Source organism: Cellulomonas rhizosphaerae (assembly GCF_003470205.1).
In the GTDB taxonomy this organism is placed as follows: Bacteria; Actinomycetota; Actinomycetes; order Actinomycetales; family Cellulomonadaceae; genus Cellulomonas; species Cellulomonas rhizosphaerae.
In genome coordinates this window covers 1-26,297 of the sequence record NZ_QWKP01000187.1, presented here as the reverse complement: position 1 = coordinate 26,297, position 26,297 = coordinate 1, and the positions used below count along the sequence as shown (strand labels likewise).

26 protein-coding genes are annotated in these 26,297 nt (G+C 74.0%); 18 read left to right on the top strand and 8 right to left on the bottom strand.

Features of this window, described 5'->3' with window-relative positions:
- The coding region (locus D1825_RS09050; protein ID WP_118767094.1) for a LysM peptidoglycan-binding domain-containing protein at positions 1–422 on the bottom strand (422 nt) is incomplete at its 3' end.
- Positions 423–576: 154 nt separating this feature from the next.
- Between D1825_RS09050 and D1825_RS09045 the strand changes: the two genes are divergently transcribed.
- On the top strand, positions 577–987 hold the full coding sequence (locus D1825_RS09045) for an Rv2175c family DNA-binding protein (protein ID WP_118767093.1): 411 nt from the start codon (positions 577–579) through the stop codon (positions 985–987).
- A gap of 28 nt (positions 988–1,015) precedes the next feature.
- Here the strand turns inward: D1825_RS09045 and D1825_RS09040 are convergent, their stop codons facing one another.
- Both D1825_RS09040 and D1825_RS09035 read right to left on the bottom strand, forming a co-directional pair.
- Positions 1,016–2,137: a polyprenyl synthetase family protein gene (locus D1825_RS09040; protein ID WP_118767092.1), complete on the bottom strand. Its 1,122-nt coding sequence runs from the start codon at positions 2,135–2,137 to the stop codon at positions 1,016–1,018.
- Positions 2,138–2,147: 10 nt separating this feature from the next.
- The gene (locus D1825_RS09035) at positions 2,148–2,678 is read right to left on the bottom strand and encodes a hypothetical protein (protein WP_233549767.1); all 531 of its coding nucleotides are present in this window, start codon (positions 2,676–2,678) and stop codon (positions 2,148–2,150) included.
- Between the two features lie 116 nt (positions 2,679–2,794).
- Between D1825_RS09035 and D1825_RS09030 the strand changes: the two genes are divergently transcribed.
- The 3 genes from D1825_RS09030 to D1825_RS09020 all read left to right on the top strand — a co-directional run bounded on the left by D1825_RS09030 (position 2,795) and on the right by D1825_RS09020 (position 6,330).
- Positions 2,795–3,934, top strand: a complete 1,140-nt coding sequence (locus tag D1825_RS09030; RefSeq protein WP_118767090.1) for a DUF4192 domain-containing protein — start codon at positions 2,795–2,797, stop codon at positions 3,932–3,934.
- A gap of 204 nt (positions 3,935–4,138) precedes the next feature.
- Positions 4,139–4,531 (top strand): universal stress protein, encoded by a 393-nt coding sequence (locus D1825_RS09025; RefSeq protein WP_118767100.1) that lies wholly within the window; start codon positions 4,139–4,141, stop codon positions 4,529–4,531.
- Between the two features lie 221 nt (positions 4,532–4,752).
- Positions 4,753–6,330 carry an RNA polymerase sigma factor gene (locus D1825_RS09020; protein WP_118767089.1) on the top strand — a complete coding sequence of 526 codons (1,578 nt, stop codon included), beginning with the start codon at positions 4,753–4,755 and terminating at the stop codon, positions 6,328–6,330.
- 83 nt (positions 6,331–6,413) lie between these two features.
- On the opposite strand, the gene D1825_RS09015 is transcribed toward D1825_RS09020, so the two are convergent.
- Positions 6,414–6,779 carry a PH domain-containing protein gene (locus tag D1825_RS09015; RefSeq protein WP_118767088.1) on the bottom strand — a complete coding sequence of 122 codons (366 nt, stop codon included), beginning with the start codon at positions 6,777–6,779 and terminating at the stop codon, positions 6,414–6,416.
- 112 nt (positions 6,780–6,891) lie between these two features.
- Here D1825_RS09015 and D1825_RS17985 point away from each other — a divergent pair, with 112 nt between their 5' ends.
- Both D1825_RS17985 and D1825_RS09000 read left to right on the top strand, forming a co-directional pair.
- Positions 6,892–7,557 carry an ArsR/SmtB family transcription factor gene (locus D1825_RS17985; protein WP_158580706.1) on the top strand — a complete coding sequence of 222 codons (666 nt, stop codon included), beginning with the start codon at positions 6,892–6,894 and terminating at the stop codon, positions 7,555–7,557.
- Positions 7,554–8,837: an MFS transporter gene (locus D1825_RS09000; protein WP_118767086.1), complete on the top strand. Its 1,284-nt coding sequence runs from the start codon at positions 7,554–7,556 to the stop codon at positions 8,835–8,837. Before D1825_RS17985 ends, D1825_RS09000 begins: the two co-directional genes overlap by 4 nt.
- 64 nt (positions 8,838–8,901) lie before the next feature.
- Here D1825_RS09000 and D1825_RS08995 read toward each other — a convergent pair whose 3' ends face one another.
- Positions 8,902–9,114 carry a DUF7455 domain-containing protein gene (locus D1825_RS08995; RefSeq protein ID WP_233549766.1) on the bottom strand — a complete coding sequence of 71 codons (213 nt, stop codon included), beginning with the start codon at positions 9,112–9,114 and terminating at the stop codon, positions 8,902–8,904.
- A gap of 183 nt (positions 9,115–9,297) precedes the next feature.
- Here D1825_RS08995 and D1825_RS08990 point away from each other — a divergent pair, with 183 nt between their 5' ends.
- Genes D1825_RS08990 through D1825_RS08980 form a run of 3 tightly spaced genes read left to right on the top strand, consistent with a single transcriptional unit; the run spans position 9,298 to position 13,309 of the window.
- Complete coding sequence (locus tag D1825_RS08990; RefSeq protein WP_118767099.1) at positions 9,298–11,427, top strand: DNA gyrase/topoisomerase IV subunit B; 2,130 nt, start codon at positions 9,298–9,300, stop codon at positions 11,425–11,427.
- A gap of 50 nt (positions 11,428–11,477) precedes the next feature.
- On the top strand, positions 11,478–12,503 hold the full coding sequence (locus D1825_RS08985) for a GNAT family N-acetyltransferase (RefSeq protein WP_118767084.1): 1,026 nt from the start codon (positions 11,478–11,480) through the stop codon (positions 12,501–12,503).
- Positions 12,504–12,550: 47 nt separating this feature from the next.
- Positions 12,551–13,309, top strand: a complete 759-nt coding sequence (locus tag D1825_RS08980) for a lysoplasmalogenase (RefSeq protein ID WP_233549764.1) — start codon at positions 12,551–12,553, stop codon at positions 13,307–13,309.
- Here the strand turns inward: D1825_RS08980 and D1825_RS08975 are convergent, their stop codons facing one another.
- On the bottom strand, positions 13,310–15,787 hold the full coding sequence (locus tag D1825_RS08975) for a DNA gyrase/topoisomerase IV subunit A (protein WP_118767097.1): 2,478 nt from the start codon (positions 15,785–15,787) through the stop codon (positions 13,310–13,312).
- Between the two features lie 115 nt (positions 15,788–15,902).
- Between D1825_RS08975 and D1825_RS08970 the strand changes: the two genes are divergently transcribed.
- The 4 genes from D1825_RS08970 to D1825_RS08955 are packed head-to-tail and all read left to right on the top strand — an operon-like array spanning position 15,903 to position 21,127.
- A complete protein-coding gene (locus D1825_RS08970) occupies positions 15,903–18,617 on the top strand; it encodes a GNAT family N-acetyltransferase (protein WP_118767083.1) in 2,715 nt (904 codons plus the stop codon).
- Positions 18,618–18,660: 43 nt separating this feature from the next.
- Complete coding sequence (locus D1825_RS08965; protein WP_118767082.1) at positions 18,661–19,236, top strand: DUF5998 family protein; 576 nt, start codon at positions 18,661–18,663, stop codon at positions 19,234–19,236.
- Positions 19,233–20,432, top strand: a complete 1,200-nt coding sequence (locus tag D1825_RS08960; protein ID WP_118767081.1) for an alkaline phosphatase family protein — start codon at positions 19,233–19,235, stop codon at positions 20,430–20,432. The genes D1825_RS08965 and D1825_RS08960 overlap by 4 nt, the downstream gene beginning before the upstream one ends.
- A 41-nt stretch (positions 20,433–20,473) precedes the next feature.
- Positions 20,474–21,127 carry a thymidine kinase gene (locus D1825_RS08955; RefSeq protein ID WP_118767080.1) on the top strand — a complete coding sequence of 218 codons (654 nt, stop codon included), beginning with the start codon at positions 20,474–20,476 and terminating at the stop codon, positions 21,125–21,127.
- A 9-nt stretch (positions 21,128–21,136) separates the two neighbouring features.
- Here D1825_RS08955 and sepH read toward each other — a convergent pair whose 3' ends face one another.
- Positions 21,137–22,219 carry a septation protein SepH gene (gene sepH, locus D1825_RS08950; protein WP_118767079.1) on the bottom strand — a complete coding sequence of 361 codons (1,083 nt, stop codon included), beginning with the start codon at positions 22,217–22,219 and terminating at the stop codon, positions 21,137–21,139.
- A 140-nt stretch (positions 22,220–22,359) separates the two neighbouring features.
- On the opposite strand from sepH, the gene D1825_RS08945 reads away from it, so the two are divergent.
- The 3 genes from D1825_RS08945 (at position 22,360) to D1825_RS08935 (ending at position 24,301) form a co-directional block, all read left to right on the top strand.
- Entirely contained in the window at positions 22,360–23,001 is a 642-nt protein-coding gene (locus D1825_RS08945; protein WP_233549763.1) for a trimeric intracellular cation channel family protein, read from the top strand.
- A 15-nt stretch (positions 23,002–23,016) separates the two neighbouring features.
- The gene (locus D1825_RS08940; RefSeq protein ID WP_118767078.1) at positions 23,017–23,850 is read left to right on the top strand and encodes an inositol monophosphatase family protein; all 834 of its coding nucleotides are present in this window, start codon (positions 23,017–23,019) and stop codon (positions 23,848–23,850) included.
- A 151-nt stretch (positions 23,851–24,001) separates the two neighbouring features.
- Positions 24,002–24,301, top strand: coding sequence for a DUF4193 domain-containing protein (locus D1825_RS08935; RefSeq protein WP_118767077.1), 300 nt, complete (start codon positions 24,002–24,004; stop codon positions 24,299–24,301).
- Between the two features lie 82 nt (positions 24,302–24,383).
- Here the strand turns inward: D1825_RS08935 and D1825_RS08930 are convergent, their stop codons facing one another.
- Positions 24,384–24,836: a DUF3093 domain-containing protein gene (locus D1825_RS08930; protein WP_118767076.1), complete on the bottom strand. Its 453-nt coding sequence runs from the start codon at positions 24,834–24,836 to the stop codon at positions 24,384–24,386.
- A gap of 69 nt (positions 24,837–24,905) precedes the next feature.
- Between D1825_RS08930 and dut the strand changes: the two genes are divergently transcribed.
- A complete protein-coding gene (gene dut, locus D1825_RS08925; RefSeq protein ID WP_118767095.1) occupies positions 24,906–25,376 on the top strand; it encodes a dUTP diphosphatase in 471 nt (156 codons plus the stop codon).
- A gap of 71 nt (positions 25,377–25,447) precedes the next feature.
- Positions 25,448–26,167 (top strand): DUF3710 domain-containing protein, encoded by a 720-nt coding sequence (locus D1825_RS08920; protein ID WP_118767075.1) that lies wholly within the window; start codon positions 25,448–25,450, stop codon positions 26,165–26,167.
- The last annotated feature ends 130 nt before the right edge of the window (positions 26,168–26,297 follow it).

The following is a 26,297-nucleotide window of genomic DNA, read 5'->3' as shown; positions in this document are numbered from 1 at the left end:
ACCTGGCCGATGCGGATCAGCGCGCGCGAGTCGAGGTGGTTCTTGGCCACGACCTTCGCGACCGTGGTGCCGTACCGGTGGGCGATCGCGCTGACCGTCTCGCCGGCGCGCACCGTGTGCGTGACCTTCGGCTTGGCAATGGCCTTCGCCGTGGGCGTCGAGCCGCTCGGGATCGCCAGGACCTGGCCCACGTGGATGCGGGACGCGTCCGCCAGCGAGTTCGCTCGCGCGATCGACGCCACGCTGGTGCCGGTGCGCGCCGCGATGTGGCTCACGGTGTCTCCCGAGCGGACGGTGTAGCGCTCGTCGGCCCGCGCGCCCGTGCCGGAGGCGGTTACGGCGATGGCCGCGAGCGCGATCGCGCCGGTGCTCGTCGTGACGAGTCGGCGAGCATCGGGACGGCTGGCGGTGGGCTGCGTCATGTCGAATCCCCTGGTGCACGAGTGAAGAAAAGTGACTGGTGTTACTGAAGTGACAGAACGTGAACGTATCCCAACGCAGCAACCGTGGAAACCCCACGCCCGAATTGCACGGCCTCGCGCGCGGGTGATTCCCCCGGTTGCGTAGGCTGGCGGCGTGACCGACACCCCTGCACCTGACGCCCTCGTCACCGAGTGGCTCACCGTTCCCGATGTCGCCGAGCGGCTCGATCTCGACGCCGGAAAGGTGCGACGAGTCGTCCAGGAGGGGCGTCTGCTCGGCATCCGCCGAGGCGAGCCGAAGGTTTTCTCCATTCCCGCGGCATTTCTCGTCCCGGGGCACCTCGCCAATCCGTCGGCTCCCTCCCGCGCGCAGGATCTGCCGGAGTGGACCGTCCTCGCATCGCTGCAGGGCACGCTGACGCTGCTGCGGGACGCCGGGTTCTCCGACGAGGAGGCGCTGGTCTGGCTGTTCTCGCCGATCGACGCGCTGCGTGGTTCGCCGATCGACGCGCTGCGCGCGGGCGGCAAGACCGAGGTGCGGCGGTTGGCCCAGGCCGAGCTGTAGGCGCTGCTCGGCTGGTGACGGCGGCCGCTCAGGCCGAGCGGTCGGTGGCCGCGTGGGCCAGGGCCGTCAGCATGCCGTGGGCGGGCTCCGCCCAGTCGCGGGCCTCGATGCCGGCGAAGCCGGCCGAGCACAGCTGCTCGATGAGCGTCTCGACGCCCTCGACTGCACCCGAGGCCGCGATCGCCTCGGCGAGCGCCGCGATCTGATCCTCGGAGGCCTCGCGGTCACCCAGGGTGGACCGCACGAGGTCGAGCGTCGGGACGTCGCCCGTCGCGATCGCGTGCGCGACGGTCCGTGCCACCAGGACGGTGCGCTTGCCCTCGCGCAGGTCGTCGCCCGCGGGTTTGCCGGTCGCGACAGGGTCGCCGAACACACCCAGCAGGTCGTCGCGCAGCTGGAACGCCTCGCCGAGGGGAAGGCCGATCGCGCGGCACGCGGCCAGTGCGTCGTCGTCCGCGTCGGCCAGCGCCGCACCGAGGACGATCGGGTGCTCGACGCTGTAGCGCGCCGACTTCGCGCGGATGACCTCGCGGGCGCGGTGCTCGTCGGCCGCGGTGTCCGCACCCCACGGCAACGACTGGGCGAGCACGTCGAGGTACTGGCCGACCGTGACCTCGGTGCGCATGTGGTCGAACACCTCGCGCGTGCGCGCGGCGCGCGTCGCGGGAGCCCCGGCCACGGCATCGGCGAACTCCCGCTCGCTCGCGACCAGGGCGAGGTCGCCCAGCAGGATCGCGGCCGACAGCCCGAACTGCTCCGCGTCCCCCTCCAGGCCCTCCCGGTGGTGCCGGTCCGCGAAGGCCCGGTGCGCGGCAGGGTGCCCGCGCCGGGTGTCGGAGTCGTCCATGACGTCGTCGTGGAAGAGCGCAGCCGCCTGGAAGAGCTCGAGCGCGGCGCCGACGCGCAGCACCGCGACCTCGTCGGGCGTCCCGGGCGCTCCGCCGTGCGCCCGCCACGACCAGTAGCAGAACGCCGCGCGCAGCCGCTTGCCGCCCGAGAGCATCTGCGCGACGGCCTCGACCAGCGGCGCGGCGCCGGCCCCGATCGAGGCGAGCACGCCCTCGAGGCGATCGACGTGCGCGGCGACGTAGCCGTCCACCCGCGGCCTCACGTCCTCGACGTCGGTCAGGGTGCGGGGGTCCAGGCTCACGCCGGGCAGCCTAGGGGACGTCGGGGTCCACGCGACCGCTGAGGGTCAGCGTGCGCACGTCGTCCAGGTCGAGGATGCCGAGGATGACGCGCTCCTTGCCGTCGTCGCGCGTGAACGAGGCCTGCGCCGCGAGGTCGGGCTCCTTGTCGGCGGGCTCGGTCTCCGTGAAGCCCGCCGCGAGCAGGGGCTTGCGGACCGCGGAGAGCAGCTGCTTGGTCGACTGCGACGTGCGCAGGTTGAGGCTGACGTCGACGAGGTCCGAGTCGGGCACCGGCACGGCCGACGAGACGAGCACGGTGGCCCCCTCCGGGAGGGGGAGCAGCGTCGCCGGGAAGTCCGGCGCGAGCGTGCCGACCGCGGAGCCCGTGGGCTGGTCTGCGGGCAGGAGCGACTCGGTCGGGCTCGGGGCGGGGGCGACGTCGGCGGTCGAGGACCCGGTGGGCTCGAGCTGCGCGGGCTGGCTCGTGGTGCAGCCCCCGGCCGCGAGCATGCAGGTCACGGCGCAGGAGAGCGCGACGAGGAGGGGACGGGGGCGCAGCACCGGGCCAGGGTAGCCGGGCTCGCCGAGCCGACCACAGCCCACTCCGTGGCGCGGTCCGTGCACAGATCCGGGCGGACGCCCCCACGGCACGAGTGCGCTGCGGTGGGCTGATCGGCATGGAGACCGACATCGAGACCATCCGCGTCAGCGAGCCGCGCGAGGTGCTCGCCTACATCCCGCACCGCCTCGGGTTCCGCCCGCGGGACAGCGCCGTGCTGCTGAGCCTGCGCCCGCCGCGCGGTGCGATCGGGCTCGTCATGCGCGTCGACCTGCCCGACCTGCTCGATCCCGAGGCAGGACCCCAGCTCGCGCGCTCGGCGATCGCGACGCTCGACCAGGACGGCGCACGGCGCGTGATGTGCGTGCTGTACGCGGACGAGGGCGACCCGCGCGGCGCCCTGGCCTCCCCGCTGCACCGAGCGGCGCGGCACGTGCGCGAGGCCGCCGGTGGCCCGTTCGGCGAGGTCGACGTCCTCGTCGTGACGTCGACGGGCTACCTCCACCTCGACTGCGACCCGGACACGTGCTGCCCGCCGGGCGGCCGCCCCCTGCGCGAGCTCGAGGCGACCCTCGTCGGGGCGCACATGGTGCTCGCCGGGTCCGCCGTCGCGGGTTCCCGCGACGAGCTGGTGCAGGTCGCGCGGGCGCCCGAGCAGGTGCGGCGGTCCGTGGCGCGCGTGCGCCGGCGCTGGGAGGCGCGCTGCATCGACGCCTGGACGAGCGGGCCGGACGCGGTGGGGGACTGGCGGGCCGCATCCGTGGCCTCCTGGCGCGCCGCGGTCGCGGCTGTCGACGGCTCGGTCGCGGGCAGGACGGCGCCGTGGGGGCGGCTCGAGGCCGGGCTCGCCGACAGGAGGGTGCGGGACGCGGTCCTCGTCTCCCTCGTCCCCGGCACGGCGGACCTCGCCGAGCGGTGCGTGCGTGGGACGTCGCCGGACCCGGCCGACGACGCGGCGATGGGAGCCGCGCTGCGACGCATCATGGATCCGACCGAGGGGATGGAGCCTCCGCTCGCCCGATGCAGGACCCACGAGGGCGCGCTGGACGGGGTCGTGGCCCACGGGCGCGCGGGGCACCAGGCCCCGGCGTGGACGTTGCTCGCCGTCCTGTCGTGGTGGAGGGGGGACGGGGCACGGGCGCAGATCCAGCTCGACCGGGCGCTCGCGGACGATCCCGAGTACCGGCTCGCGCTCATGCTCGTCGACCTGCTCACTGCCGCGGTCGGCCCCGGGTGGGTGCGGCGGCGGGCCGCGTGAGGACACCTGCCCTGGCGCGTCGTCACTGCTCGTGGGCCCGACGGAGGGCCACTGGACTCCGCCGGGGTCGTCCCGAGGCCCGTGCTCCGGTAGCGTCACGCCCGCACGGTCGCATCCCGCGCCGGCCCTTCGGGTCCGGTGGCGGTCGGCCGGGTCGACCGGCCGGACGGCCGGGTGCGGCGTGGGCAGTGGACGGGAGTCGTCATGGCAGTCGTGGTCGGATATCTCGCCACCCCGGAAGGCCGTGCCGCTCTGGACGCGGCCGTCGCCGAGGCCAAGCAGCGCGGCAAGCGGGTCGTGGTCGTCGTCAGCTCGCGGCCCGACGAGCCCGCCGACCAGCGCGCCGAGGTCGAGTCCGAGCTCGCGCGTGTCGACGCCGCGCTCGCGGACGACGGCACCGCGCACGAGATCCGCCTGCTCGACGGGGGCGACGTCGCGGACGACCTGATCAGCACGGCCGAGGACGTCGACGCGGAGCTGGTCGTCATCGGGCTGCGCCGGCGCAGCCCCGTGGGCAAGCTGATCCTCGGCGTGAACGCCCAGCGCGTGCTGTTCGACGCTCCCTGCCCGGTCCTGACGGTCAAGCCCGCGGGCTGAGCGCCGCCGCTCCAGCTCCCGCCTCGATCCTTCGCCTGATCTTCGCGAACCGGGCCCGTCGCGGGGAATCATCGGGCTGCACCGCGCGTTGAAGCCCGTAACCCCCCGATCTCCCGTGCCTGTGGTGTGCCCTTTGGGCCGCCGCCCGGGAAATGGCTCGGTACAATATGAGTCTCACCCCGTGACCCCCTCCGCGGAGTTGCGCTGCCGAAAGGTCGTTCGTGTCGTCCCAGACCCCGCATCCCGCACTTCCGCGTGAGTTCGAGCACCCTGCGCTCCAGGACCTCATCGTGCGTGGCAGGACCCACGGCTCTGTTGCCGCCGCCGAGCTGCGTACCGCCTGCGAGGTGGCCGACGTGCAGGACGCCAAGCGCCTGCGCGCCGTCGTCCGCGGCCTCGCGACCGCCGGCATCACCGTGAGCGAGCCCGTCCCGGCCCGCGCCGTCGCCGCGACCAGCGCCAAGGCGCGCCCCGCCGCGAAGGCGACGGTCGCGGACGGTGACGCCGAGAAGCCGGTGACGCGCCGCCGTGCGGCCCCCAAGGCCGCTGCCGCCGACGGCGAAGCGACCGCGCCGGCAGCCCGCGCTCCCCGCGCGGCTGCTGCCAAGACGGCGGCCAAGCCCGCCGCGAAGACCACCGCCAAGGCTGCCGCTGCCAAGGCGGTCAAGGGCGACGACGCCGACGAGCCCGCCGCGGACGCCCTCGAGGAGGTCGAGATCGAGGACGTCGAGATCGACACCACCGAGGTCGTCGCGGCCACCGACGGCGAGGAGACCGAGGACGGCGAGAAGAAGCCGGCCGCGGCCGAGGAGGAGTCCGAGGACAAGGGCTTCGTCTACTCCGACGCGGACGACGACGACGCCCCCGCCCAGCAGGTCATCACGGCCGGCGCCACGGCGGACCCGGTCAAGGACTACCTCAAGCAGATCGGCAAGGTCGCGCTGCTGAACGCCGAGCAGGAGGTCGAGCTCGCCAAGCGCATCGAGGCCGGCCTGTTCGCCGAGGAGCGCCTCGGTGCCGGCCTCACGATGGAGCCGAAGGCCAAGCGCGAGCTCGAGTGGATCGCGCAGGACGGCCGTCGCGCGAAGAACCACCTGCTCGAGGCGAACCTGCGCCTCGTCGTCTCCCTGGCCAAGCGCTACACGGGCCGCGGCATGCTGTTCCTGGACCTGATCCAGGAGGGCAACCTCGGTCTGATCCGCGCGGTCGAGAAGTTCGACTACACCAAGGGCTACAAGTTCTCGACGTACGCCACCTGGTGGATCCGTCAGGCCATCACCCGCGCCATGGCCGACCAGGCCCGCACCATCCGCATCCCGGTGCACATGGTCGAGGTCATCAACAAGCTGGCCCGCGTCCAGCGGCAGATGCTCCAGGACCTGGGCCGCGAGCCCACGCCCGAGGAGCTCGCCAAGGAGCTGGACATGACGCCCGAGAAGGTCGTCGAGGTCCAGAAGTACGGCCGTGAGCCCATCTCGCTGCACACGCCCCTGGGCGAGGACGGCGACAGCGAGTTCGGTGACCTCATCGAGGACTCCGAGGCCGTCGTCCCGGCCGACGCGGTCAGCTTCACGCTCCTGCAGGAGCAGCTGCACCAGGTGCTCGACACGCTCTCCGAGCGGGAGGCCGGCGTCGTCTCGATGCGGTTCGGCCTCACGGACGGCCAGCCCAAGACGCTCGACGAGATCGGCAAGGTCTACGGGGTCACGCGCGAGCGGATCCGTCAGATCGAGTCGAAGACGATGAGCAAGCTGCGCCACCCGTCGCGCTCGCAGGTGCTGCGCGACTACCTGGACTGACGCACCCCCGCACCGCACGCAACGGGCCCCTCGCCATCACGGCGAGGGGCCCGTTCGTCGTCCGGGCCTTCGTCGTCCTGGGTCTACGCGGTGATGTGCGCCAGGATCAGGTGGTGCGCCTGGTGCGCCTTGTCCTCGCCCCGGAAGTCGGCCTCGTGGACCGAGCCGCCCGTGTCGATCGCGAGGCTGCTCGAGGAGACGAACTTCCCCGCGAACGACTTGTTGCTCACGACCGAGACCGAGCGGACGTGCCGGTAGGGGACCGACGTGAGCGCGACGCGCTTGCCGACGAAGCTCTTGTCCTGCAGGATCACGCGCTTCGTGGTGAGCCCGACGAAGCCGGTCCCGGCGCCGATGCAGTCGAACACCGCGATCACCTCCTCGCCGTCGAGGAGTCCGTCCTGGACGAGCTCGAGCTGTTCACGACGGTCGAAGACGGGTTCAGCCATGGTGGTCCTCCGCTGGTGGGGTGTCGACGTCGGTCATTCGACCACGCGGAGGCGCTCGGCGCATGCAAAGAAAATGTTGCAAAGAAACCTTTGCAGGCGTAGCGTCGCTCGCATGGCACCCCACCCCGAGCCTCCCGGGCCCAGCGAGCGCACCGACGCGGTCGTCGACGTCACGCGCCTCAAGGCCCTCGCCCACCCCCTGCGGATCCGCCTGTTCGACGCGCTGAGCGCGGGGCCGGCCACGGCCAGCGGGCTCGGGCAGCTGCTGGGGGAGTCGTCGGGCGCCACGAGCTACCACCTGCGTCAGCTCGCGGCGCACGGGTTCGTCGAGGAGGTCGTCGGCCGGGGGACCGCGCGCGAGCGGTGGTGGCAGATCCCTCAGACGCGCCAGGTGCTCAGCGGTCAGGACCTGCGCGCACCGGCGGCGCGCGAGTCGCTGCAGCTGTTCGCCGACGAGTGGCTGCGGCTGCGGTTCGAGGCGGCCGCGGACTTCCGGGCCCGCGCGGCGGCGGGGCTCGAGGGCGCGTGGGCGGGGCACGCCGAGGAGGTCACGGACATCGCGATCCTCACGCCCGACGAGCTCTCGGCGATGACCGCCGAGCTCATGGGCGTGCTCGAGGCGTGGGCAGCCCGCACGGCCGGCCGCGAGGACGAGCGCCCCGAGGGCGCGCGAGTGGTCGAGGTCCAGCTGCGGGCGTTCCCGCGTCGCGAGGCGGCGGGCGACGGCAGAGCGACGAGCACGCTGCCCGGTCAGGACGACGAGGGGAAGCAGTCATGAGCGTCAGCACCGAGGTCCGCCTGCCGGGCTCGTTCCAGCGGCTGTGGTCCGCGAGCCTGGCCAGCAACCTGGCCGACGGCGTCGGCATGGTGGTCATGCCGCTGCTCGCGATGCGCCTCAGCGACGACCCGTTCGTCGTGTCGGTGATCAGCGCGCTGGCGTTCCTGCCCTGGCTCGTGCTCGGCGTGCTCTCCGGGGCCGTGGTCGACCGGGCCGACCGTCGCCGCGTCATGGGCTTCGGGGCGCTGGCCCGGGCCGGCGCGTACGTCGCCCTCGCCGTCGTCGCCGGCACGGTCGGCATCCCGCTGTGGCTGCTGTTCGCGACCGTGCTGCTCGCGGCGTGCATCGAGACGCTCGCGGACGGCGCCGCCCAGGCGATGGTGCCGACTCTCGTGCCGACCGCGCGCCTCGACACCGCGAACTCGCGGTTCCAGGCCGGCGAGCTCGTCATGCAGGGGATGGTGGCGCTGCCGCTCGGCGCCGCGCTGTTCTCGGTCGCGGTGCCGCTGCCGCTCGCGGTCGGCGCGCTCGCGTACGCGGCGGCCGCCGTGCTCGTCCTCACCCTGCCGCGCCGCGCCGGACGTCCCGCGCCCGAGCCGACGACCCCCGTCGGCCCGCGCGAGAGCATCTGGGCCGCAACCGGCGCGGGTTTGCGGTACACGTTCGGGCACCGGGACCTGCGCGGCCTCGTGCTGGTCACCGCGACCATCGCGGTCACCCTGCAGTTCGCGCAGGGCTCGCTGATGTTCTACCTGGTCCGCGGGGTCGGCGTGCCCGAGGCCGCGCTCGGCCTGCTCACCGCGGGGATGGCGTTCGGTGGCGTCGCCGGGGCGATCGGCTCACCGGCGTTCGCGCGTCGGTTCGGCCGTCGCGTCGCGATGGTGACCGCCACGGCGGTCGCCGGCGCTGCGTTCGTCGTGCTCGCGCTCGTGCCGGGCGGGACGGCGGGCATCGTCGTCGCCTCGCTCGCCATGGCCGTCGCGGCGCTGGCTGGTACGGCGTGGAACGTGCAGTCCTCGACCGTCCGGCAGATGATCGTCCCCGGCGCGATGCTCGGCCGGGTCAACGGAGCGACCCGCACGCTGGTGTGGGGTCTGGCGCCGTGCGGCGCGCTCCTGGGCGGGCTGGTCTCGCGCGTCGACCTGCGACTGCCGCTCGTCGTCGGCGGCGGGCTCGCGCTCGTCGCGGCGGTGCTCGCCGTGCCGCACCTACGGTTCGTCGACCACATCCCGGCCCGCGCGAGCGTGGTCGCGGACGAGGCGGCCCTCGCGCCGGCCTGAGTGCCGACGAGCAAGGCCCGGACCGTTCCCGGTCCGGGCCCTCGAGTCGGTTCTGGCGACCGCGTCAGACGCTCGCGGCACCCGCACCGGCGCCGTGCTCGGCGAGCAGGCGGTCGGTCTCGTCGTGGACGTGGGTGGCGAGCTCGGCGAACTTGGGTGCGTGCTCGCGCGCGTGGTGCGCGCAGAACAGCAGCTCTCCGACAGGCAGGACGACGCGAACGTACGCCTGCGCGTTGCAGCGGTCGCAGCGGTCGGCTGCGGTCAGCGGTTCAGTCATGGTCCCTGTCACATCTCCATACAACCACCCCCACCCCGAATCCATGTCACCAGGAGGGGGTGGTTCGCTGACCGCGTACTGAACTGACACACGATCGTGACGAGACCGGCATCCTGCGGCTCGGACGGCCCCGCGCCGGGGGTGTTCCCGGGCCTCGTGGGTGCGCGCGACTACGATCAGCGCGTGACGACGACCTCCTCGCAGTCGGGCTACACGGCTCGCCACCTCTCCGTCCTCGAAGGCCTCGAGGCCGTGCGCAAGCGCCCGGGCATGTACATCGGCACCACCGACAGCCGCGGCCTGATGCACTGCATGTGGGAGATCATCGACAACTCGGTCGACGAGGCCCTTGCGGGCCAGGGCGACCGCATCGACATCGTCCTGCACGCGGACTCCTCGGTCGAGGTCCGCGACAACGGTCGTGGCATCCCGGTCGACATCGAGCCCAAGACCGGCCTGACGGGCGTCGAGGTCGTGTTCACCAAGCTGCACGCCGGCGGCAAGTTCGGCGGCGGGTCCTACGGAGCGTCGGGCGGCCTGCACGGCGTCGGCGCGTCCGTCGTCAACGCGCTCTCCTCGCGGCTCGACGTCGAGGTCGACCGAGGCGGCAAGACCCACCGCATGACGTTCCACCGCGGCGAGCCCGGTGTCTTCGACGACCGTGCCGGGCGCAGCCCCGAGTCGCCGTTCGAGCCGTTCGTCTCCGGGTCCGAGCTGGCGGTCGTCGGCAAGGTCGCGCGCGCCAGGACCGGCACGCGCGTGCGCTACTGGGCCGACCGCCAGATCTTCCCCAAGACGGCCGTCTTCTCCTACGACGAGCTCGTCACGCGGGCCCGCCAGACGAGCTTCCTGGTCCCCGGCCTCACGCTGACGGTGCGCGACGAGCGCGGGATCGCCGGGACGCCGGGTGAGAACGGCCCGCACGAGGAGACGTTCTTCCACTCGGGCGGCGTCGTCGACTTCGTCGAGCACCTCGCACCGGACGCCGCCGTGACCGACACCTGGAGCCTGACCGGCACGGGTTCGTTCACCGAGACGGTTCCGGTGCTCGACGAGCGCGGGCACATGACCCCGCAGGAGGTCGCCCGCACGTGCGAGGTGGACGTGGCGCTGCGGTGGGGCACGGGCTACGAGACCGAGATGCGCAGCTTCGTCAACATCATCTCGACGCCCAAGGGCGGCACGCACCAGGCGGGCTTCGAGGCCGGGCTCATCAAGGTGCTGCGCAAGCAGGTCGAGCTCAACGCCCGGCGGCTCAAGATCGCCGCCAAGGACGCGGCGACCGAGCGGATCGAGAAGGAGGACATCCTGGCGGGACTGACCGCGGTGGTGACCGTCCGGCTGGCCGAGCCGCAGTTCGAGGGCCAGACGAAGGAGGTGCTGGGTACCGGGCCCGTGCGCGCCATCGTCAGCCGCGTGGTCGACACCCAGCTCGCGGCGATCTTCGCCTCGCCCAAGCGCGACCACAAGGCGCAGTCCAGCCTGCTGCTGGACAAGATCGTGGGCGAGATGCGCGCGCGCCTGTCCGCGCGCAAGCAGAAGGAGATCTCGCGCCGCAAGAACGCGCTCGAGACCTCCGCGCTGCCTGCCAAGCTCGCGGACTGCCGCATCGACGACGTGGGGCGCAGCGAGCTGTTTATCGTCGAGGGTGACAGCGCGCTCGGCACCGCCAAGCTCGCCCGCAGCTCGGACTTCCAGGCGCTGCTGCCCATCCGCGGCAAGATCCTCAACGTCCAGAAGGCCTCGGTCACGGACATGCTGCGCAACGCCGAGTGCGCCGCGATCATCCAGGTGGTGGGCGCCGGCTCGGGCCGCACGTTCGACCTCGAGGCCGCGCGCTACGGGAAGATCGTGCTGATGACGGACGCCGACGTCGACGGCGCGCACATCCGGACGCTGCTGCTCACGCTGCTGTTCCGCTACATGCGTCCGCTCGTCGAGGCCGGTCGCGTCTACGCCGCCGTGCCGCCCCTGCACCGCATCGAGGTCATCGGCGGCGGAGGCCGCAAGAACGAGTACGTCTACACGTACTCCGAGGCCGAGCTCGCGACGACGCTGAAGAAGCTCGACCGCTCCGGCAAGCGCTACAAGGAGGACATCCAGCGCTACAAGGGCCTGGGGGAGATGGACGCGGACCAGCTCGCGGAGACGACCATGGACCCGCGGCACCGGACCCTGCGCCGCGTCACGGTCGAGGGAGCGGCGCGGGCCGACGAGATCTTCGAGCTGCTCATGGGCTCGGACGTCGCGCCCCGCAAGGACTTCATCGTCGCGGGCGCCGAGGGCCTGGACCGCAGCCGCATCGACGCCTGAGCCCGGCCAAACAGGTTGCCCGCGCCGCGGCCGTCGGAGAGGGTGGCGAGGTGAGCACCGAACTTCGCCCCCTGGCCGAGCGCGTCGACGCACCGTCGGTCGCACCCCTGCCCGAGGGCACGGGCCTGACGTGGCGCCCACTGGCGACCGACGACATCGACGCCCTGGTCCGGCTGGTCGACGCGGTCGAGTCCGCCGACGCCGCGCCGTACCGCTCGGCCCGCGAGGAGCTGGCCGAGCACTTGGAGGACCCCGCCCTCGACCTCGCGCTGGACACGCTCGGCGGCTGGGACGACGAGGGTGTCATGCGCGCCTGGGCCGCGGTCGACCAGCCCGCCGGGGACACCCGCGTGGTGCGGGCGTTCCTGTCGGGCGGCGTCGACCCGCAGTGGCGCGGGCGCGGCATCGGCCGTCAGCTGCTCGCGTGGTCGCAGGCTCGCGGGCGGCAGCGGATCGTGGCCACCGACAAGCAGGTGCCCGCCCGGATCGGCGTCTTCGTCGACGACACCGCGCAGGGCAGCATCGACCTGGCCACCGCGGGCGGCATGACGCCGATCCGCTACTACTCCGAGATGCGCCGCTCGCTCGACGGCGACCTGCCCGTGGTCGCCCCGGCCGACGGTATCCGGGTGGTCCCGTGGTCGGCGGACATCGAGGAGCAGGCGCGCCTCGCGCACAACGAGGCGTTCGCCGACCACTGGGGGAGCGAGCCGCAGACGCCGGAGCAGTGGATCCAGGGTCGGGCGATGTTCGCGCCGACGTGGAGCTTCGTCGCGGTCGACGAGGCGTCGGGCGAGGTCGCCGGCTATCTGATCTCGGGACGCTACGAGCAGGACTGGCCGATCGCGGGGTACACCTCGGGCTACACCGACCTGCTCGGCGTGCGGCGCGGGTGGCGCGGCCGCGGAGTGGCCAGCGCCCTGCTGCTGGCCGCGATGCTCGCCTACCGCGCGGACGGCATCGAGTTCGCCGAGCTCGGGGTCGACACGGAGAACCCGTCGGGCGCGCACGGGCTGTACGCCCGACTGGGCTACGAGGTCTTCCACGGGACGACGCTGCGCACGATCGAGCTCTGAGCGGCCCGCCCGGGCGCTAGCATCACCCTCGCCGGTCGACGGGGACCGTGCTCGCTTCGCCGGCCGACGACGTCCGGCGCCTGGAGGTCTCGGTGATCCGACGTTCGTCCCCCGCCGCCCGCGGGTGGGCTGCCGCCTTCGTGCTGGCCGCCGCCGTGCACCTCGGCGCGCTGCTGACCGGCGCGGGCACGCTCGCGGACGTGAGCCAGTGGCTGCTGATGCCGCTGCTCGCCGCGGTGCTGGTCACGGCGACCCGGTGGCCGCGCGGGCACCTCGTGCGCTGGGGCCTGGTCGCGCTGGCGGCGTCGTGGCTCGGCGACTCGCTGCCCTCGCTCCTGGACGGCGACGCGGCCTTCCTGGCGATGATCGGGTGCTTCCTCGTCGCCCAGGTGGCCTACGTCGTCGCGTTCGCACCTGACGCGCGCCGATCGGTGCTGCACCGCCGCCCGGCGCTCCTGGTGCCCTACGCCCTGGTCCTCGTCGGACTCGTCGCAGCCTGCGCCCCGCACGCGGACACCCTGCTCGTGCCGGTGGCCGTCTACGGCGGCGTGCTGACCGCGATGGCCGTGCTCGCAACGGGGGTCGGGCCGCTCGTCGCGGTAGGCGGAGCGGTCTTCCTCGTCTCGGACGGGCTCATCGCCCTGGAGCGGTTCGTGCCCGCGTGGGACCTGCCCGGCCAGGACTTCGCGGTGATGCTCACCTACGTCGTCGGGCAGGCGCTCATCGTCGGCGGCATCGTCGCCCGCAACCGCGCCGTCCGGCGCGCCCCGGTCAGGGCCGCCGAACGGCAGGTGCTGCCCGCCTGATCAGCCGATCGCGTGCACGGGTGCCGCGAGCGGCACGCCGGACATGTCCCGGCGCTGGTCGAGAGGCGGCAGGTCGATCGACTGCCCGGCCGAGCCCGTCGCCCACGCCGGGCCGACGCCCACCCACGCGAGGATGAGCGCGTCTTCGCCCTTGAGCAGCCGGTGCGCGCGCACGCCGCCCGTGGCCCGCCCCTTGCCCGGGTAGACGTCGAACGGGGAGACCTTGGCGGTGCCGGACTGCGTGCCGGGCAGCGCCGACGACGACCCGGCGACGGTCACCACGACCGCCTCCGTGGCTCGGCCCGCGGGCACCACGCCGAAGGCGACGACGCGCTGGCCGGCGGCCAGCTTGATGCCGGCCATCCCGCCCGCGGCCCGGCCCTGGGGACGCACCGCGGACGCGGCGAAGTGCAGCAGCGACGTGTCGGAGCTGACGAGCACGAGCTCGTCCTCGTCGACCACGGGTGCGGCGCCGACGACCTCGTCGCCCGGCTTGAGCGCGACGACCTCCCACGCGTCCCGGTTGCCGGGGACGTCGCCCGCGCTGACGCGCTTGACCACGCCCTGCGCGGTCGCGAGCGCGAGCGTCGCGGCGTCGGCGGCCAGCGACGCGAGCGCGACGACGCGTTCGCCCGGCTCGAGCGCCACGACCTCGCCCACGGGCACGCCGCCGGACAGCGACGGCGTGCCGTCGGTCGGGGGCAGCCCGGGCAGGTCGAGCACGGAGACGCGCACCATGCGGCCGCGCGAGGTGACCGCGCCGATCTCGGCGCGAGCCGTGGTCAGGACGCCGCCGGCCAGCACGTCGTGCTTGCCGCGCCGCGAGTCCTCGGTGCGCGCGACGGGCTCGTCTGACGACGTGCGTGCGAGCAGGCCCGTGCCGGACAGCAGCGCCCACGTGGGGGTGTCCGCGATCTCCAGCGGCGTCGCGGCGGCCCGGCCCGCGGCGGGTGCCCCGGTGACCGCGCCGCCACCGGCGGAGTCAAGCAGGATCGTGCGGCGCGGGGTGCCGTAGGTCGCGGCGACGTCGGCCATCTCGTCGGACACGAGCGTGCGCAGGCGCGCGTCGTCGCCGAGGATCTCGCGCAGCTCCGCGATCTCCGCGGCCAGCTGCTCCTGCTCCTTCTCGAGCTCGATGCGTGAGAACTTGGTCAGGCGCCGCAGCCGCAGCTCGAGGATGTACTCGGCCTGGGGCTCCGACAGGTCGAAGACGCTGCGCAGGCGCGCCCGTGCGGTCTCGGCGTCGTCCGACGCGCGGATGACCTGGATGACCTCGTCGATGTCGACGATCGCGATGAGCAGACCCTCGACGAGGTGCAGGCGCTCGAGCCGCTTGGCGAGGCGGTGCTCCGAGCGGCGGCGCACGACGACGAGCCGGTGCTCGACCCACACGACGAGCAGCTCGCGCAGCCCCAGCGTGCGCGGCTGGCCCTCGACGAGCGCGACGTTGTTGATCGAGAACGAGTCCTCGAGCGGGGTGTACCGGTAGAGCTGCTCGAGCACGGCGTCGGGGTTGAAGCCGGTCTTGACCTCGATCACGAGGCGCAGGCCGTGCTGACGGTCGGTGAGGTCGACCGCGTCCGAGATGCCGGAGAGCTTCTTGGACTGCACGCCCTCCTTGATCTTCTCGATGACCTTCTCCGGGCCCACCGCGTAGGGCAGCTCGGTGATGACGATGCCCTTGCGCTTGGGCGTGACGTTCTCGATCCGGGCGGTCGCGCGCGTGCGGAACGCGCCGCGGCCCGTGCGGTAGGCGTCGCGGATGCCGTCGAGCCCGACGATCTTGCCGCCGCCCGGGAGGTCGGGTCCGGGCACGAAGCGCATGAGCTCCTCGAGCGTGGCCGCGGGGTGCTGCACCAGGTGGCGCGCGGCCGCGATGACCTCGACGAGGTTGTGCGGCGCCATGTTCGTCGCCATGCCGACCGCGATGCCGGCCGCGCCGTTGACCAGCAGGTTCGGGATCGCGGCGGGCAGGACCTCGGGCTGGGTGAGCTTGTTGTCGTAGTTCGGGACGAAGTCGACGACGTCCTCGTCGAGCCCGATCGTCATGGCCATCGCGGCCGGCGCCATGCGCGCCTCGGTGTACCGGGGGGCCGCGGGGCCGTCGTCGAGCGAGCCGAAGTTGCCGTGGCCGTCGATGAGCGGAAGGCGCAGCGAGAAGGGCTGCGCGAGGCGGACCATCGCGTCGTAGATCGCGGTGTCGCCGTGCGGGTGCAGCTTGCCCATGACGTCGCCGACGACGCGGGCCGACTTCACGTACGGCCGGTCCGGGCGCAGGCCCATGTCGGACATCTGGAACAGGATGCGGCGCTGCACGGGCTTGAGGCCGTCGCGCGCGTCGGGCAGGGCCCGCGAGTAGATGACCGAGTAGGCGTACTCGAGGAACGAGCCCTCCATCTCGGTCGCGACGTCGATGTCGACGATCCGCTCGACGAGGTCGTCGGGCGGCAGGTCGGGGGTCGCGGGGCGACGCGCCATGGGGGAGTGCTCCTCGGGGCCGGGCTGCGGTGCGCCGACCATTGTCGCCCGCCGGTCGCCGATGCGACGTCGCGGCACGCGGGGCGCGGACGCACGGCGCACTAGCCTGGCGGGCATGGCAGACGTCAGCGACGACGCACGGCAGGCCGCGTACCCCGCGGCCTGGGAGGCCGACGTCGTGCTGCAGGACGGCACGACGACGCACGTGCGACCCCTGCGCCCGAGCGACGCCGACGCGCTGCAGGCCTTCCACGTCGGCCAGTCCGAGCGCTCGACCTACCTGCGGTTCTTCGCGCCCCTCGAGCGGCTGTCCGACCGCGACCTGACCCGCCTCGTGACGGTCGACCACGACACACGCGTGGCGCTGATCGCGGTCGCGGCCGGGCTGGACGGCTCGGAGCAGATCATCGGCGTGGCCCGCTACGACCGCCTCGAGGACGACGAGGCCGAGGTCGCGTTCAACATCGCGGACGCGCACCAGGGCCGCGGGCTCGGCTCGGTGCTGCTCGAGCACCTGGCCGCCGCCGCGCGCGAGCGCGGCGTGCGCCGGTTCGTCGCCGAGGTGCTGCCCCAGAACGGCCGGATGATCTCGGTCTTCAAGGACGCCGGGTACGCGGTCCGGCAGCGCACCGAGGACGGGATCGTCGCGGTCGGTTTCGACATCGACCCGACCGACCGCTCGCTCGCCGTGATGGCCGACCGCGAGCACCGCGCCGAGGCGCGTTCGGTGCGCGCCTTCCTCGAGGCGCGCTCGGTGCTGGTCGTCGGGCCCGGCGCCGACGCGGCGGGCTCGCCGCGGGCGCGCGCCGCGGCGACGGCCCTGGCGAACCTGCGGGCGGGCGACGAGACGGTCGCCCTGCACGCCGTGGGCGTCGAGGACGTCGGTCCCGGGGTGCACGAGTACGACGCGCTCGAGCTCGTGGCCGGACCCGTCGAGCTCGCGGTGGTCGCGGTCGACCCCACGGACGCCGTCGAGGTGGTGCGCGCGCTCGCGCGGCTCGGCGTGCGGGCCGTCGTGCTGCTCTCGGCCGGGTACGCCGAGCTCGGTCCCGAGGGCCTCGACCGCCAGCGCTCCCTGCTGCGGGTCGCGCACGCCGCGGGCATGCGGGTCGTCGGCCCGGCGTCGTACGGCGTGCTCGTCGCGTCGGGCGACGGCTGGCTCAACGCCTCGCTCGCCGAGACGCCGCCCGCCACGGGCCGCGTCGGGCTGTTCTGCCAGTCGGCGCCCATGGCGGTCTCCCTGCTCGCGGCCGTGCGCCGCCGCGGCCTCGGTCTGGCCGAGTTCGTCTCGTCCGGGCACCGCGCCGACGTCTCCGGGAACGACCTCATGCAGTTCTGGGCCGACGACGACGGCACCGACGTGGTCGGGCTGTACCTGGAGTCGATCGGCAACCCGCGCAAGTTCTCGCGCGTGGCCCGGCGGCTCTCGCTCGCCAAGCCGGTCGTGGTCGTGACCAGCGGGCGGTCCGGGCAGGTGGTGCCGCCGGGGCACGCGGTCCGGCCGACGCACGCGAGCCCGCGCGCGCTCGACGAGGTGCTGCGGCAGGCGGAGGTCATCCGCGTCGACAACACCCACCAGCTGCTCGACGTCGTCGAGGTCTTCGCGCACCAGCCCGTACCGGCGGGGCGACGCGTCGCGATCCTGGCCAGCTCGGCCTCCATCGCCGCGCTCGTCGCCGAGGCGGCGGCCGCCGCGGGTCTCGTCGTGCCGGGCGCCGTGACGATCCTGTCCGAGGGCGGCACACCCGACGAGGCGCGCGAGCAGGTCGACGCGCTGTACGCCGACCCCGACACCGACGTCGTGCTCGTCGTCCTCGTCCCGACGATCGGTCACCCGGACCCCGAGCTCGTCCGCGTCGTCGCCCGCGCGGCGGCCCGGACGGGACGCACCACGGTCGCCTGCGTGCACGGCCTGCACGGCATCACGTCCGAGCTCACCGCGGACGACGACCAGGGGCGACCGCGGACCGTCCCCGCCTACAGCGCGCCCGAGGACGCCGCCCTGGCCCTCGGCCATGCGGCCCGCTACGCGGTGCGCCGGGCGCGGGACCGCGGCCGCACGCTGCACCTCGAGGGGGTCGACACGCAGGCCGCGCGCAGGCTGGTCGCCGACTGGCTGACCGAGGCCGACGGCGGCGTGCTGGAGCTGGACGCCGAACGCACGGCGGCGATGCTCGCGACCGCGGGCATCGCCGTGCTCCCCTCCTTCGAGGTGCACGACGCGGACGAGGCGGTCGAGGTCGCGCGCAGGATCGGGTGGCCGGTCGCGCTCAAGACCACGGCACCCGCGCTGCGCCACCGCGCCGACCTCGGGGGCGTGCGGCTCGACATCGACGACGAGGCGGCGCTGCGGTCCGACGTGGCGCACGTCCTCTCGCTCGCGCAGTCCCAGCGCGGCGACCCCGGCCGGGCGCCGCTCGAGGTCCAGGCGATGGGCCCGCGCGGGTCCGCGTGCGTCGTCCGCACGGCCGAGGACCCGCTGTTCGGGCCGATCGTCAGCTTCGGCCTCGCCGGCGACGCGTCGGACCTGCTGGGCGACGTGAGCTACGGCGTGCCGCCGCTCACGGACGTGGACGTGGCCGAGCTCGTGCGCTCGCCGCGCGCCGCCCCGCGCCTGTTCGGCTACCGCGGGCTCCCGGCGCTCGACGTCGCCTCGCTCGAGGACGTCGTGGCCCGGGTCGCGGTGCTGTGCGACGACCTGCCGGAGCTGCGGTCGCTCGAGCTCAACCCGGTCGTGGTCGCCGAGAGCGGGGTCGTGGTGCTCGGCGCGCGCGCCAGCATCGCCCCAGCCGACCGCGCGGACGGGACGCGTCGCCTGCAGCGGGTGTGAACGAGCGCGACGGGCAACCGCGAGGTGGTGGAAGGATGGGGGCGTGCCCGCCGCTTTCACCGCCCTGCGTCAGGACCTGCATCGAGCCGGTTACTACCCGGAGCTCGTCGCCGACGTCCTGGACGTCGCACTCGCCGACGAACCCGTGGTCGCCCACCTCGTGCACCCGGAGACCACGTTCGACGCCACCGAGGTACGGCGCCACGTGACCGTCCTCGTGCTGACGCCCACCCGCCTCGTCTGCGCCCACGTCGACGACCACCCCGCCGACCTCGAGCACCCCTCGGCCAGCGCCTCGGCCACCACCGAGTCCGTGCCGCTGGGCGAGCTGCGCTCGGTCGCCCTGACGCACGTGGTTCCCGAGCCCGCCAAGCACAAGGCGGGCCACCCCGCGCTCGAGCTCACGCTCGCGATCGGCTGGGGCGCGGTGTCCCGGGTCGACCTCGAGCCGGCCACGTGCGGCGATCCGGCGTGCGACGCCGACCACGGCTTCACCGGCTCCCTGACGCCCGACGACGTCGTGGTGCGAGTCAGCGCCGCCGCCGAGGGGATCGACTCCGTGCGCGCCGCGACCGCGTTCGCCCGCGTGCTGTCGGCGGCGAGCGCCGGGTCACGATGACCGACGTCGGGCTCTCCGGCCTGGTGACCGGGCCGCTCGCCGAGCAGGCGGCGGCGGCCGGACTGGTACTGCCGGGCGTCGGCCGTCAGTGCCTCGGCACGGTGCTGCCCGCCGTCGCGGACGCCTTGGGTGCCGACCTCGGCGTGGACCTGGGGGGCCCCGACTCGCGCGCGACGATCGGCCTGCCGACGGCGGACCGTGTGTGCGTGGTGCTCGTCGACGGGGTCGGCTACACGAACCTCGCCGAGCGCGCGGGCCATGCCCCGTTCCTGCGCCCTCGGCTGGCCGGTTCCACGCCGCTGACCAGCACGTTCCCGTCGACCACCGCGACCGCGATGGGCACGTTCGGTGTCGCCGTGCCTCCGGGCGGGACCGGGATGCTCGGGTACACCGTCCGCGTCCCCGGCTCCGGACACCTCGGCAACCTCGTGTCGTGGACGGACATGCCTCCCGCGCAGACGTGGCAGCGCCGACCGTCGATGTTCGAGCGGCTCGTCGCGACCGGGATCGCGGTGACGAGCGTCGGCCCTGCGCGCTTCGCCGGCTCCGGGCTCACGCAGGCCGCGCTGCGCGGCGCGGCGTACACGTCCGCCGAGTCGCTGGCCGCGCGCGTCGACGCGACCGTCGCGGCGCTGCGCAAGCCTGGCCTCGCGTACCTGTACTGGGGCGACGTCGACAAGGCGGGGCACCACCACGGCTGGGGCTCCTGGCAGTGGGGCGACGCGCTCGCCGAGCTGGACGACGAGCTCGCGCGGCTCGCCCGCTCGGTCCCCCGGGGCACCGCGATCCTCGTGACGGCCGACCACGGCATGGTGGACGTGGACCTCGGTGCACGGTGGGACGTCGCGGAGACGCCCGCCCTGGCCGCGGACGTCGACCTGGTCGCCGGTGAGCCGCGCGCGCTGCACCTCCACCTGCGCGCCGGCGCCGACGCGGACCAGGTCCGCTCGACGTGGGCCGACGTGCTCGGCGAGCACGCGCTGGTCACGACGCGCGACGAGGCCGTCGCGCAGGGTCTGTTCGGCGCGGTCGACGACTGGGTCGCCCCGGTGATCGGCGACGTCGTGGTCGCGATGACCGGGCGAGCGACGGTCGTCGACTCCCGCACGCAGACGCCGGCGTCGCTCGACCTCGTCGGCGTGCACGGCTCGCTCACCGCGCACGAGATGCTCGTGCCCGCCATCGTCATCGCCTGAAAACGTCATCGCCTGACCACCCAGCGAAAGGGCCGTGGACCATGGCCGAGCTCGTCTTCTTCTCCGGCACGATGGACTGCGGGAAGTCCACCCTCGCGCTGCAGATGCACCACAACCACGCCGCCCGGGGCCGCGACGGCGTGCTGTTCACGCGGCAGGACCGCGCGGGCACCGCGACGATCTCCTCGCGCCTGGGCCTGGTGCGCCAGGCGTGCGAGGTCGACGACGCGACCGACTTCTGGGCCGAGGTCATCACGCGCCGCACGCAGGGCCGTCCGGTCGACTACGTGATCGGCGACGAGGCGCAGTTCTACACGGCTGCCCAGGTCGAGCAGCTCGCGCGGGTGGTCGACGAGCTCGGGGTCGACGTCTTCGCGTTCGGGATCTCGACCGACTTCCGCGCGCAGCTCTTCCCGGGCTCGGCGCGGCTCGTCGAGCTCGCCGACCGCGTCGAGGTGCTGCAGGTGCGCGCGCTGTGCTGGTGCGGCGCGCGCGCGACGCACAACGCCCGCACGGTCGCGGGCGTCATGGTCGTCGAGGGCGCGCAGGTCGTCGTCGGTGACGTCGAGGCCGGCGCCGACGAGGTCGGCTACGAGGTCCTGTGCCGTCGGCACCACATGCGCCGGATGACGGCGGCCACCGCGCGCGCGGCGTCTCCGACCCCCCAGACCCTCACGCTGTCCGTGCAGGCCTGACGGCTCGAACTACTCCGGGCGGGCCCCGAACACGATCTCGTCCCAGCTCGGCACCTTGGCGCGGCCACGGCGCGCGGCGCGCGGCCGCTCGGTGTCGTCACCCACCGCGGCGGCGGGCGCCTCGGCGACGGGCTCGACGGGCTCGGACGGTGCCGGCGGCAGCGCCGAGATGATCGTCGGCCGCACCGGGGCGGGCAGGGCGACCGCCTCGGTGTCGTCGTCGGCGTCCGCGGGGTGCGCGCCGGGGACCGAGGCCTCCAGGTGCGAGAAGTCGAACGCGTGCTGTGGCCCGAAGCCCTCAAACTCCTCCGCGTCGCCCTCGTCCTCGACCTCGAGCGCCTGGCGCACGCCGCGGCGGCTCTGCAGGTCGTCGAGCAGGCTCGCGGTCTCCTCGCGCGGGTCGGGCGCAGGCTCGTCCTCGGGCTCGGGCACGACCGGCACCGCGGCGGTCGCGTCGACCGTCGTCTGGAAGTCGAAGACGACGTCGCGGACCGCGGCGAGGTGGCGCCGCGCGACGGGCTCGTCGGGCAGCTCGGTCTCCGAGAGCCAGCGTGCCTCGTCCTCGTCGGCCGTCACGGAACGCGCGCTCGCGTCGAACGTCCAGCGGGCCTCGTGGTCGACGTCGCCGACCGTGAAGCGCGCGAGCACGACCCACGGGCCGGACGCGCCGCGGGCGGCGTCCCAGGCGAGCGAGCCGACATCCACGCCGCGGGCGGCGAGGCGATCGGTCACCAGGTCGCCCAGGGTGGGTGCGCCGGAGTCGCGGCCGATGCGCGTGCCGCGGGCCTGCTCGGCGACGTACTCGCGCTCCGCGAGCACCGGGCCCTCGTAGCGGCGCACGTGCTCGACCGTGAGCCCGGACTGCTCGGCGACCTCCTGGGTGGTGGCGCCGGCACGGATGCGGGACTGGATCTCGCGCGGGCTCAGGTTGCCCGCGCCCTCGGCCCGCAGCTGCTCCAGCTGGGGCCGGTCGCGGCGCACGGCGGCGCGCAGCGTCTCATCGATGCGGACGCGGAAGCGTCCGCCGTCGGGTCGTGCCAGGACGAGATGTTCCCCGTCCTCGTGCAGACCGACCAGCTCGAGCTCTTCCATCCGACCTCCCAGTACCTCGGCACGAGCCTGCCATCCCGGCCGCCGGATGCGGCGGACGCGTCCCGGTGTGCCGCGCGGCGATCAGTGCCGCCACGGGCCGCCTCCGGCCCCGTCGGCCCGCCGGCTGCGATGATGCGGCGGTGATCGCCGACCTGCCCATGGAGCCCGTCCTCGAGGTGATCGGGGTGTTCGTCGGCGCGTTGTCCGGGGCTCTGGCCGGCGTCCGCAAGCAGTTCGACGTGTTCGGCATCCTCGCGCTCGGCTGGGCCGCGGGGCTCGGCGGAGGCCTGCTGCGCGACGTGCTGATCGGCGCGGTGCCGCCCGTCGGCATCTCCGACTGGCGACTCGTGGTGACGGCGCTCGTCGGCGGGCTGGCGATGTACTTCTTCCACCCACGCCTCGAGCGGGCGCGGCGCTCGATCGTGCTGCTCGACGCGGGCGCGCTCGCGCTGTTCACGGTGGTCGGCGCGATCAAAGGGCTCGAGCACGGCACGACGCTCATCGCGGCGATCTTTGTCGGCGTCCTGACCGGCGTCGGCGGAGGAGTGCTGCGCGACCTGCTGACCGGCGAGGTCCCGGTCGTCCTGCACCACCGCCAGCTGTACGCGATCCCCGCGCTGCTCGGCGCGAGCGCGATCGCCGTGCTGTGGAAGCTCGACCTGGCCACCACGGGCGCCGCGGTCACGGTGGTCGTCGGCATCTTCGCGCTGCGCGTGGTGGCGCTGCGGTTCCAGGTGGAGGCGCCCGGTCCGTGGCCCGGGCTGCGGCGAGGGCGCGGCTGACGACAGGATGGCCGCATGCCACCCACCGTTGACGACGCCCTGCTGGACGAGCTGATCGAGGTCGCGCGGACGATCGCCGTGGAGTCCGGCGCGATGATCCGCGCCGGCCGCCCCGCCGACGTCGAGGTCGCCGGCACCAAGTCGACCGCGCAGGACATCGTCACCGCGATGGACCTCGCGGTCGAGGCCCACCTGCGTGCGCGGCTGGCCGAGCTGCGCCCCGACGACGCGGTGCTCGGCGAGGAGGGCGGCTCGACCGGCGGGACGTCGGGGGTCACCTGGGTCGTCGACCCGATCGACGGCACGGTCAACTACCTGTACGGGCTGCCGTCGTACTCGGTGTCCGTCGCGGCCGTCGTCGGCCCGCCCGACCCGTCCACCTGGACCGTGCTGGCGGGGTGCGTGCACGCGCCGGTCGACGGCCGGACGTTCGTCGCCGGGCGCGGCCGGGGCGCGACCCTCGACGGCGTGCCGATCCGGGTCCGCGAGGCGCCGTCGCTGCGCGACAGCCTCGTCGGGACGGGGTTCGGATACCGCGAGGAGCGACGCCGTTCGCAGGGTCGGATCGTCGCCGTCGTGTTGCCCCAGGTACGTGATATCCGTCGCATCGGATCGGCTGCTCTCGACCTGTGCGCAGTGGCCTCCGGAGGGCTCGACCTGTATTACGAAAGGGGTTTGTCACCCTGGGACCTCGCGGCCGGTGAGCTGGTCGCGAGGGAGGCAGGTGCGCAGGTCAGCGGCCTGCGAGGGCGTCCGGCGGGCACGGAGATGACCGTCGCGGGTCACCCGGTGCTGCAGGCGGAGCTGGCCGCGCTGCTCGCCGAGAACGATGCCGATACCGACATCTGAAAGCCACCTGAGAAACAGGTCGCTCGTCCATGTTCGCGCCGGCGCCGGATGTGGTGCACAATCCCACCGCACGTGGGAACAAAACACGTGTCCGGCGCATTGAGCACGCGTACCACACAGCCCACGCAGAAGACGGAGTGTGACGCCACACATGGCTACCGACTACGACGCCCCGCGCAAGACCGAGGAGGACCTCAGCGAAGACTCGCTGCAGGAGCTCCAGGCCCGGCGCTCCGACAAGAACTCGGGCGTGGTGGACGAGGACGAGACGGAAGCTGCCGAAGGGTTCGAGCTTCCGGGTGCGGACCTGTCCGGCGAGGAGCTGTCGGTCCGCGTCCTCCCGCGCCAGGCAGACGAGTTCACGTGCTCGCACTGCTTCCTGGTGCACCACCGCAGCCAGCTCGCGTTCGAGAAGGACGGCCAGCCCGTCTGCTCGGAGTGCGCTGCCTGACCACCGAGCTCTACCCGCCACGGCCGACGCCCCGGATCCTCCGGGCGCCGGCCGTCGTGCTGTCCGGGGTCGCTCTGCGGCGTCAGCCGCGCAGCGCGGCGGCCAGGGCGCCGGGACGGCGGGTCGAGACGATCCAGTAGGGCGTGGGGTCCGCGGGGTCGACGAGCTCGACCCGCACCGCGCGGTGGATCCACCCGCGCATGCACAGGTGGGCCCGGGCATCGAGGCGCGGCCCCAGCTCGGCCCGCAGCTCGTCGGCCTCGAGCTCGCGCACGTCGCCGAGCAGGGTGAGCGGGATGTGGGCGTCGCCGGCGTGCAGCTCGCCGCCGGTGACGGACACCGTGGTCGTCGTCGCGAACGCGAGCACGACGAGCGCCACGGCGGCGACGACCGCGACGACCAGCGCGAGCATCGCGTCGACGGGCAGCGCCGCCACGCCGAGGCAGCCCGCGAGGGCCAGGACGCCGAACCAGCCCAGGGGACCGAGCCAGAGCCGCTCGGAGAACACGTGGGTCGCGGGCGCGTTGCTGGGCATGCGCCAAGTTTCGCATCCGCCGCCCCGCCCCCCGGCCCGCGCCCGCGACCGGTAGGGTCTGGCCCCGTGATCGACGACCACCGCACCGAGGTCCTCCTGCTCCGGCTCGACCCCGAGCTCGGCGCACCCGCCTACGCCCACCCGGGCGACGCCGGGGCGGACCTGCTCGCCCGCGTGGACGTCGTGATCCCGCCGCAGGGCCGCGTGACGGTCCCGACGGGCGTCGCGATCGCGCTGCCGGACGGCTTCGCCGCGTTCGTGCACCCGCGCTCGGGCCTGGCGATGAAGCACGGCCTGACGATCGTCAACGCGCCGGGCACGGTCGACGCCGGCTACCGGGGCGAGATCGCGGTGACGCTGCTCAACACCGACGTCGCGCACGCGATCGAGCTGCGCCGTGGAGACCGCATCGCGCAGCTGGTCATCCAGCGCGTGGAGCGGGTCCGGTTCGTCGAGGTCGAGACCCTGCCGGGCTCGCACCGGGGCACGGGCGGGTTCGGGTCGTCCGGCGGGTGGGGCCAGGCGGCCGTCACCGGCTAGGTAGGCGTTCCTCGGCGGACTACGCTCGAGGGTGATGACGCGCGCTCGCGCGTCGGTCGAAGGAGATGCACGTGGCTCTGTTCCGGCGTGGCGCGAAGGACATCGCGCCCGACGACATCACCGAGGCTGAGGCCGAGGTCGAGGCTCCCGACGAGGACGTCGTCCAGGCCCCTGCGCGCACGCGCGGGCCCTGGGACGTCGACGAGGTGGAGGACGAGCTCGCGCGCGTCGACCTCGGTGCGCTCCGCGTCCCCGGCATCCCCGGCATGGAGCTGCGGATGGAGATCGACAAGGCCACGGAGGTCGTCTCGGCGGCGAGCGTCTCGATCGACGGCTCGCAGCTGCAGCTGCAGGCGTACGCGGCGCCCCGCACCGACGGCATCTGGGACGAGATCCGCGAGGAGATCGCCGCGTCCGTCGTGCAGCAGGGTGGATCGGTCGACGACCTGCCTGGCCCGTTCGGCCGCGAGCTGCTCGCGCGCCTGCCCGTCCGGACCGCTGAGGGCCGCACCGGCCACCGCCCCGCGCGCTTCCTCGGCGTCGACGGGCCCCGCTGGTTCGTCCGCGGAGTCATCACCGGCAAGGCGGCCGTCGAGCCCGCCGCCGCCGCCGTCCTGGAGCAGGTCTTCGGGGGCGTCGTCGTGATCCGCGGGACCGAGGCGCACGCGCCGCGCGACCTGCTCGGGCTGCGCCTTCCCGGACCGGCGTCCGCGCCGGTCGAGGAGGAGGCGCCTGCGGCGCCGAGCTTCGACCCCCTGACCCGCGGACCGGAGATCACGGAGATCCGATGAGCCTGACCGAGCGGTTGCGGCACCTGGCGGCGTCCCAGGCGGAGATCGAGGCCGACGAGGAGCGCGCCGACCAGGTGCGCGCCGTGGGCTGCACGCCCGTCGACCAGCTCCCGGTGCGCTCGCGCGCGCG

Excerpts from the sequence above, each read along its gene's own strand:
- sepH (WP_118767079.1), bottom strand. The coding sequence starts at position 22,219 with ATGGAAGAGCTCGAGCTGGTCGGTCTGCACGAGGACGGGGAACATCTC.
- D1825_RS09015 (WP_118767088.1), bottom strand. The coding sequence starts at position 6,779 with ATGGCTGAACCCGTCTTCGACCGTCGTGAACAGCTCGAGCTCGTCCAG.
- D1825_RS08960 (WP_118767081.1), top strand. The coding sequence starts at position 19,233 with ATGACCGACGTCGGGCTCTCCGGCCTGGTGACCGGGCCGCTCGCCGAG.
- D1825_RS08995 (WP_233549766.1), bottom strand. The coding sequence starts at position 9,114 with ATGACTGAACCGCTGACCGCAGCCGACCGCTGCGACCGCTGCAACGCG.
- D1825_RS08930 (WP_118767076.1), bottom strand. The coding sequence starts at position 24,836 with ATGCCCAGCAACGCGCCCGCGACCCACGTGTTCTCCGAGCGGCTCTGG.
- D1825_RS08940 (WP_118767078.1), top strand. The coding sequence starts at position 23,017 with ATGCCACCCACCGTTGACGACGCCCTGCTGGACGAGCTGATCGAGGTC.
- D1825_RS08955 (WP_118767080.1), top strand. The coding sequence starts at position 20,474 with ATGGCCGAGCTCGTCTTCTTCTCCGGCACGATGGACTGCGGGAAGTCC.
- D1825_RS17985 (WP_158580706.1), top strand. The coding sequence starts at position 6,892 with ATGGCACCCCACCCCGAGCCTCCCGGGCCCAGCGAGCGCACCGACGCG.
- D1825_RS09000 (WP_118767086.1), top strand. The coding sequence starts at position 7,554 with ATGAGCGTCAGCACCGAGGTCCGCCTGCCGGGCTCGTTCCAGCGGCTG.
- D1825_RS09025 (WP_118767100.1), top strand. The coding sequence starts at position 4,139 with ATGGCAGTCGTGGTCGGATATCTCGCCACCCCGGAAGGCCGTGCCGCT.
- D1825_RS09030 (WP_118767090.1), top strand. The coding sequence starts at position 2,795 with ATGGAGACCGACATCGAGACCATCCGCGTCAGCGAGCCGCGCGAGGTG.
- D1825_RS08975 (WP_118767097.1), bottom strand. The coding sequence starts at position 15,787 with ATGGCGCGTCGCCCCGCGACCCCCGACCTGCCGCCCGACGACCTCGTC.
- D1825_RS08970 (WP_118767083.1), top strand. The coding sequence starts at position 15,903 with ATGGCAGACGTCAGCGACGACGCACGGCAGGCCGCGTACCCCGCGGCC.
- D1825_RS08935 (WP_118767077.1), top strand. The coding sequence starts at position 24,002 with ATGGCTACCGACTACGACGCCCCGCGCAAGACCGAGGAGGACCTCAGC.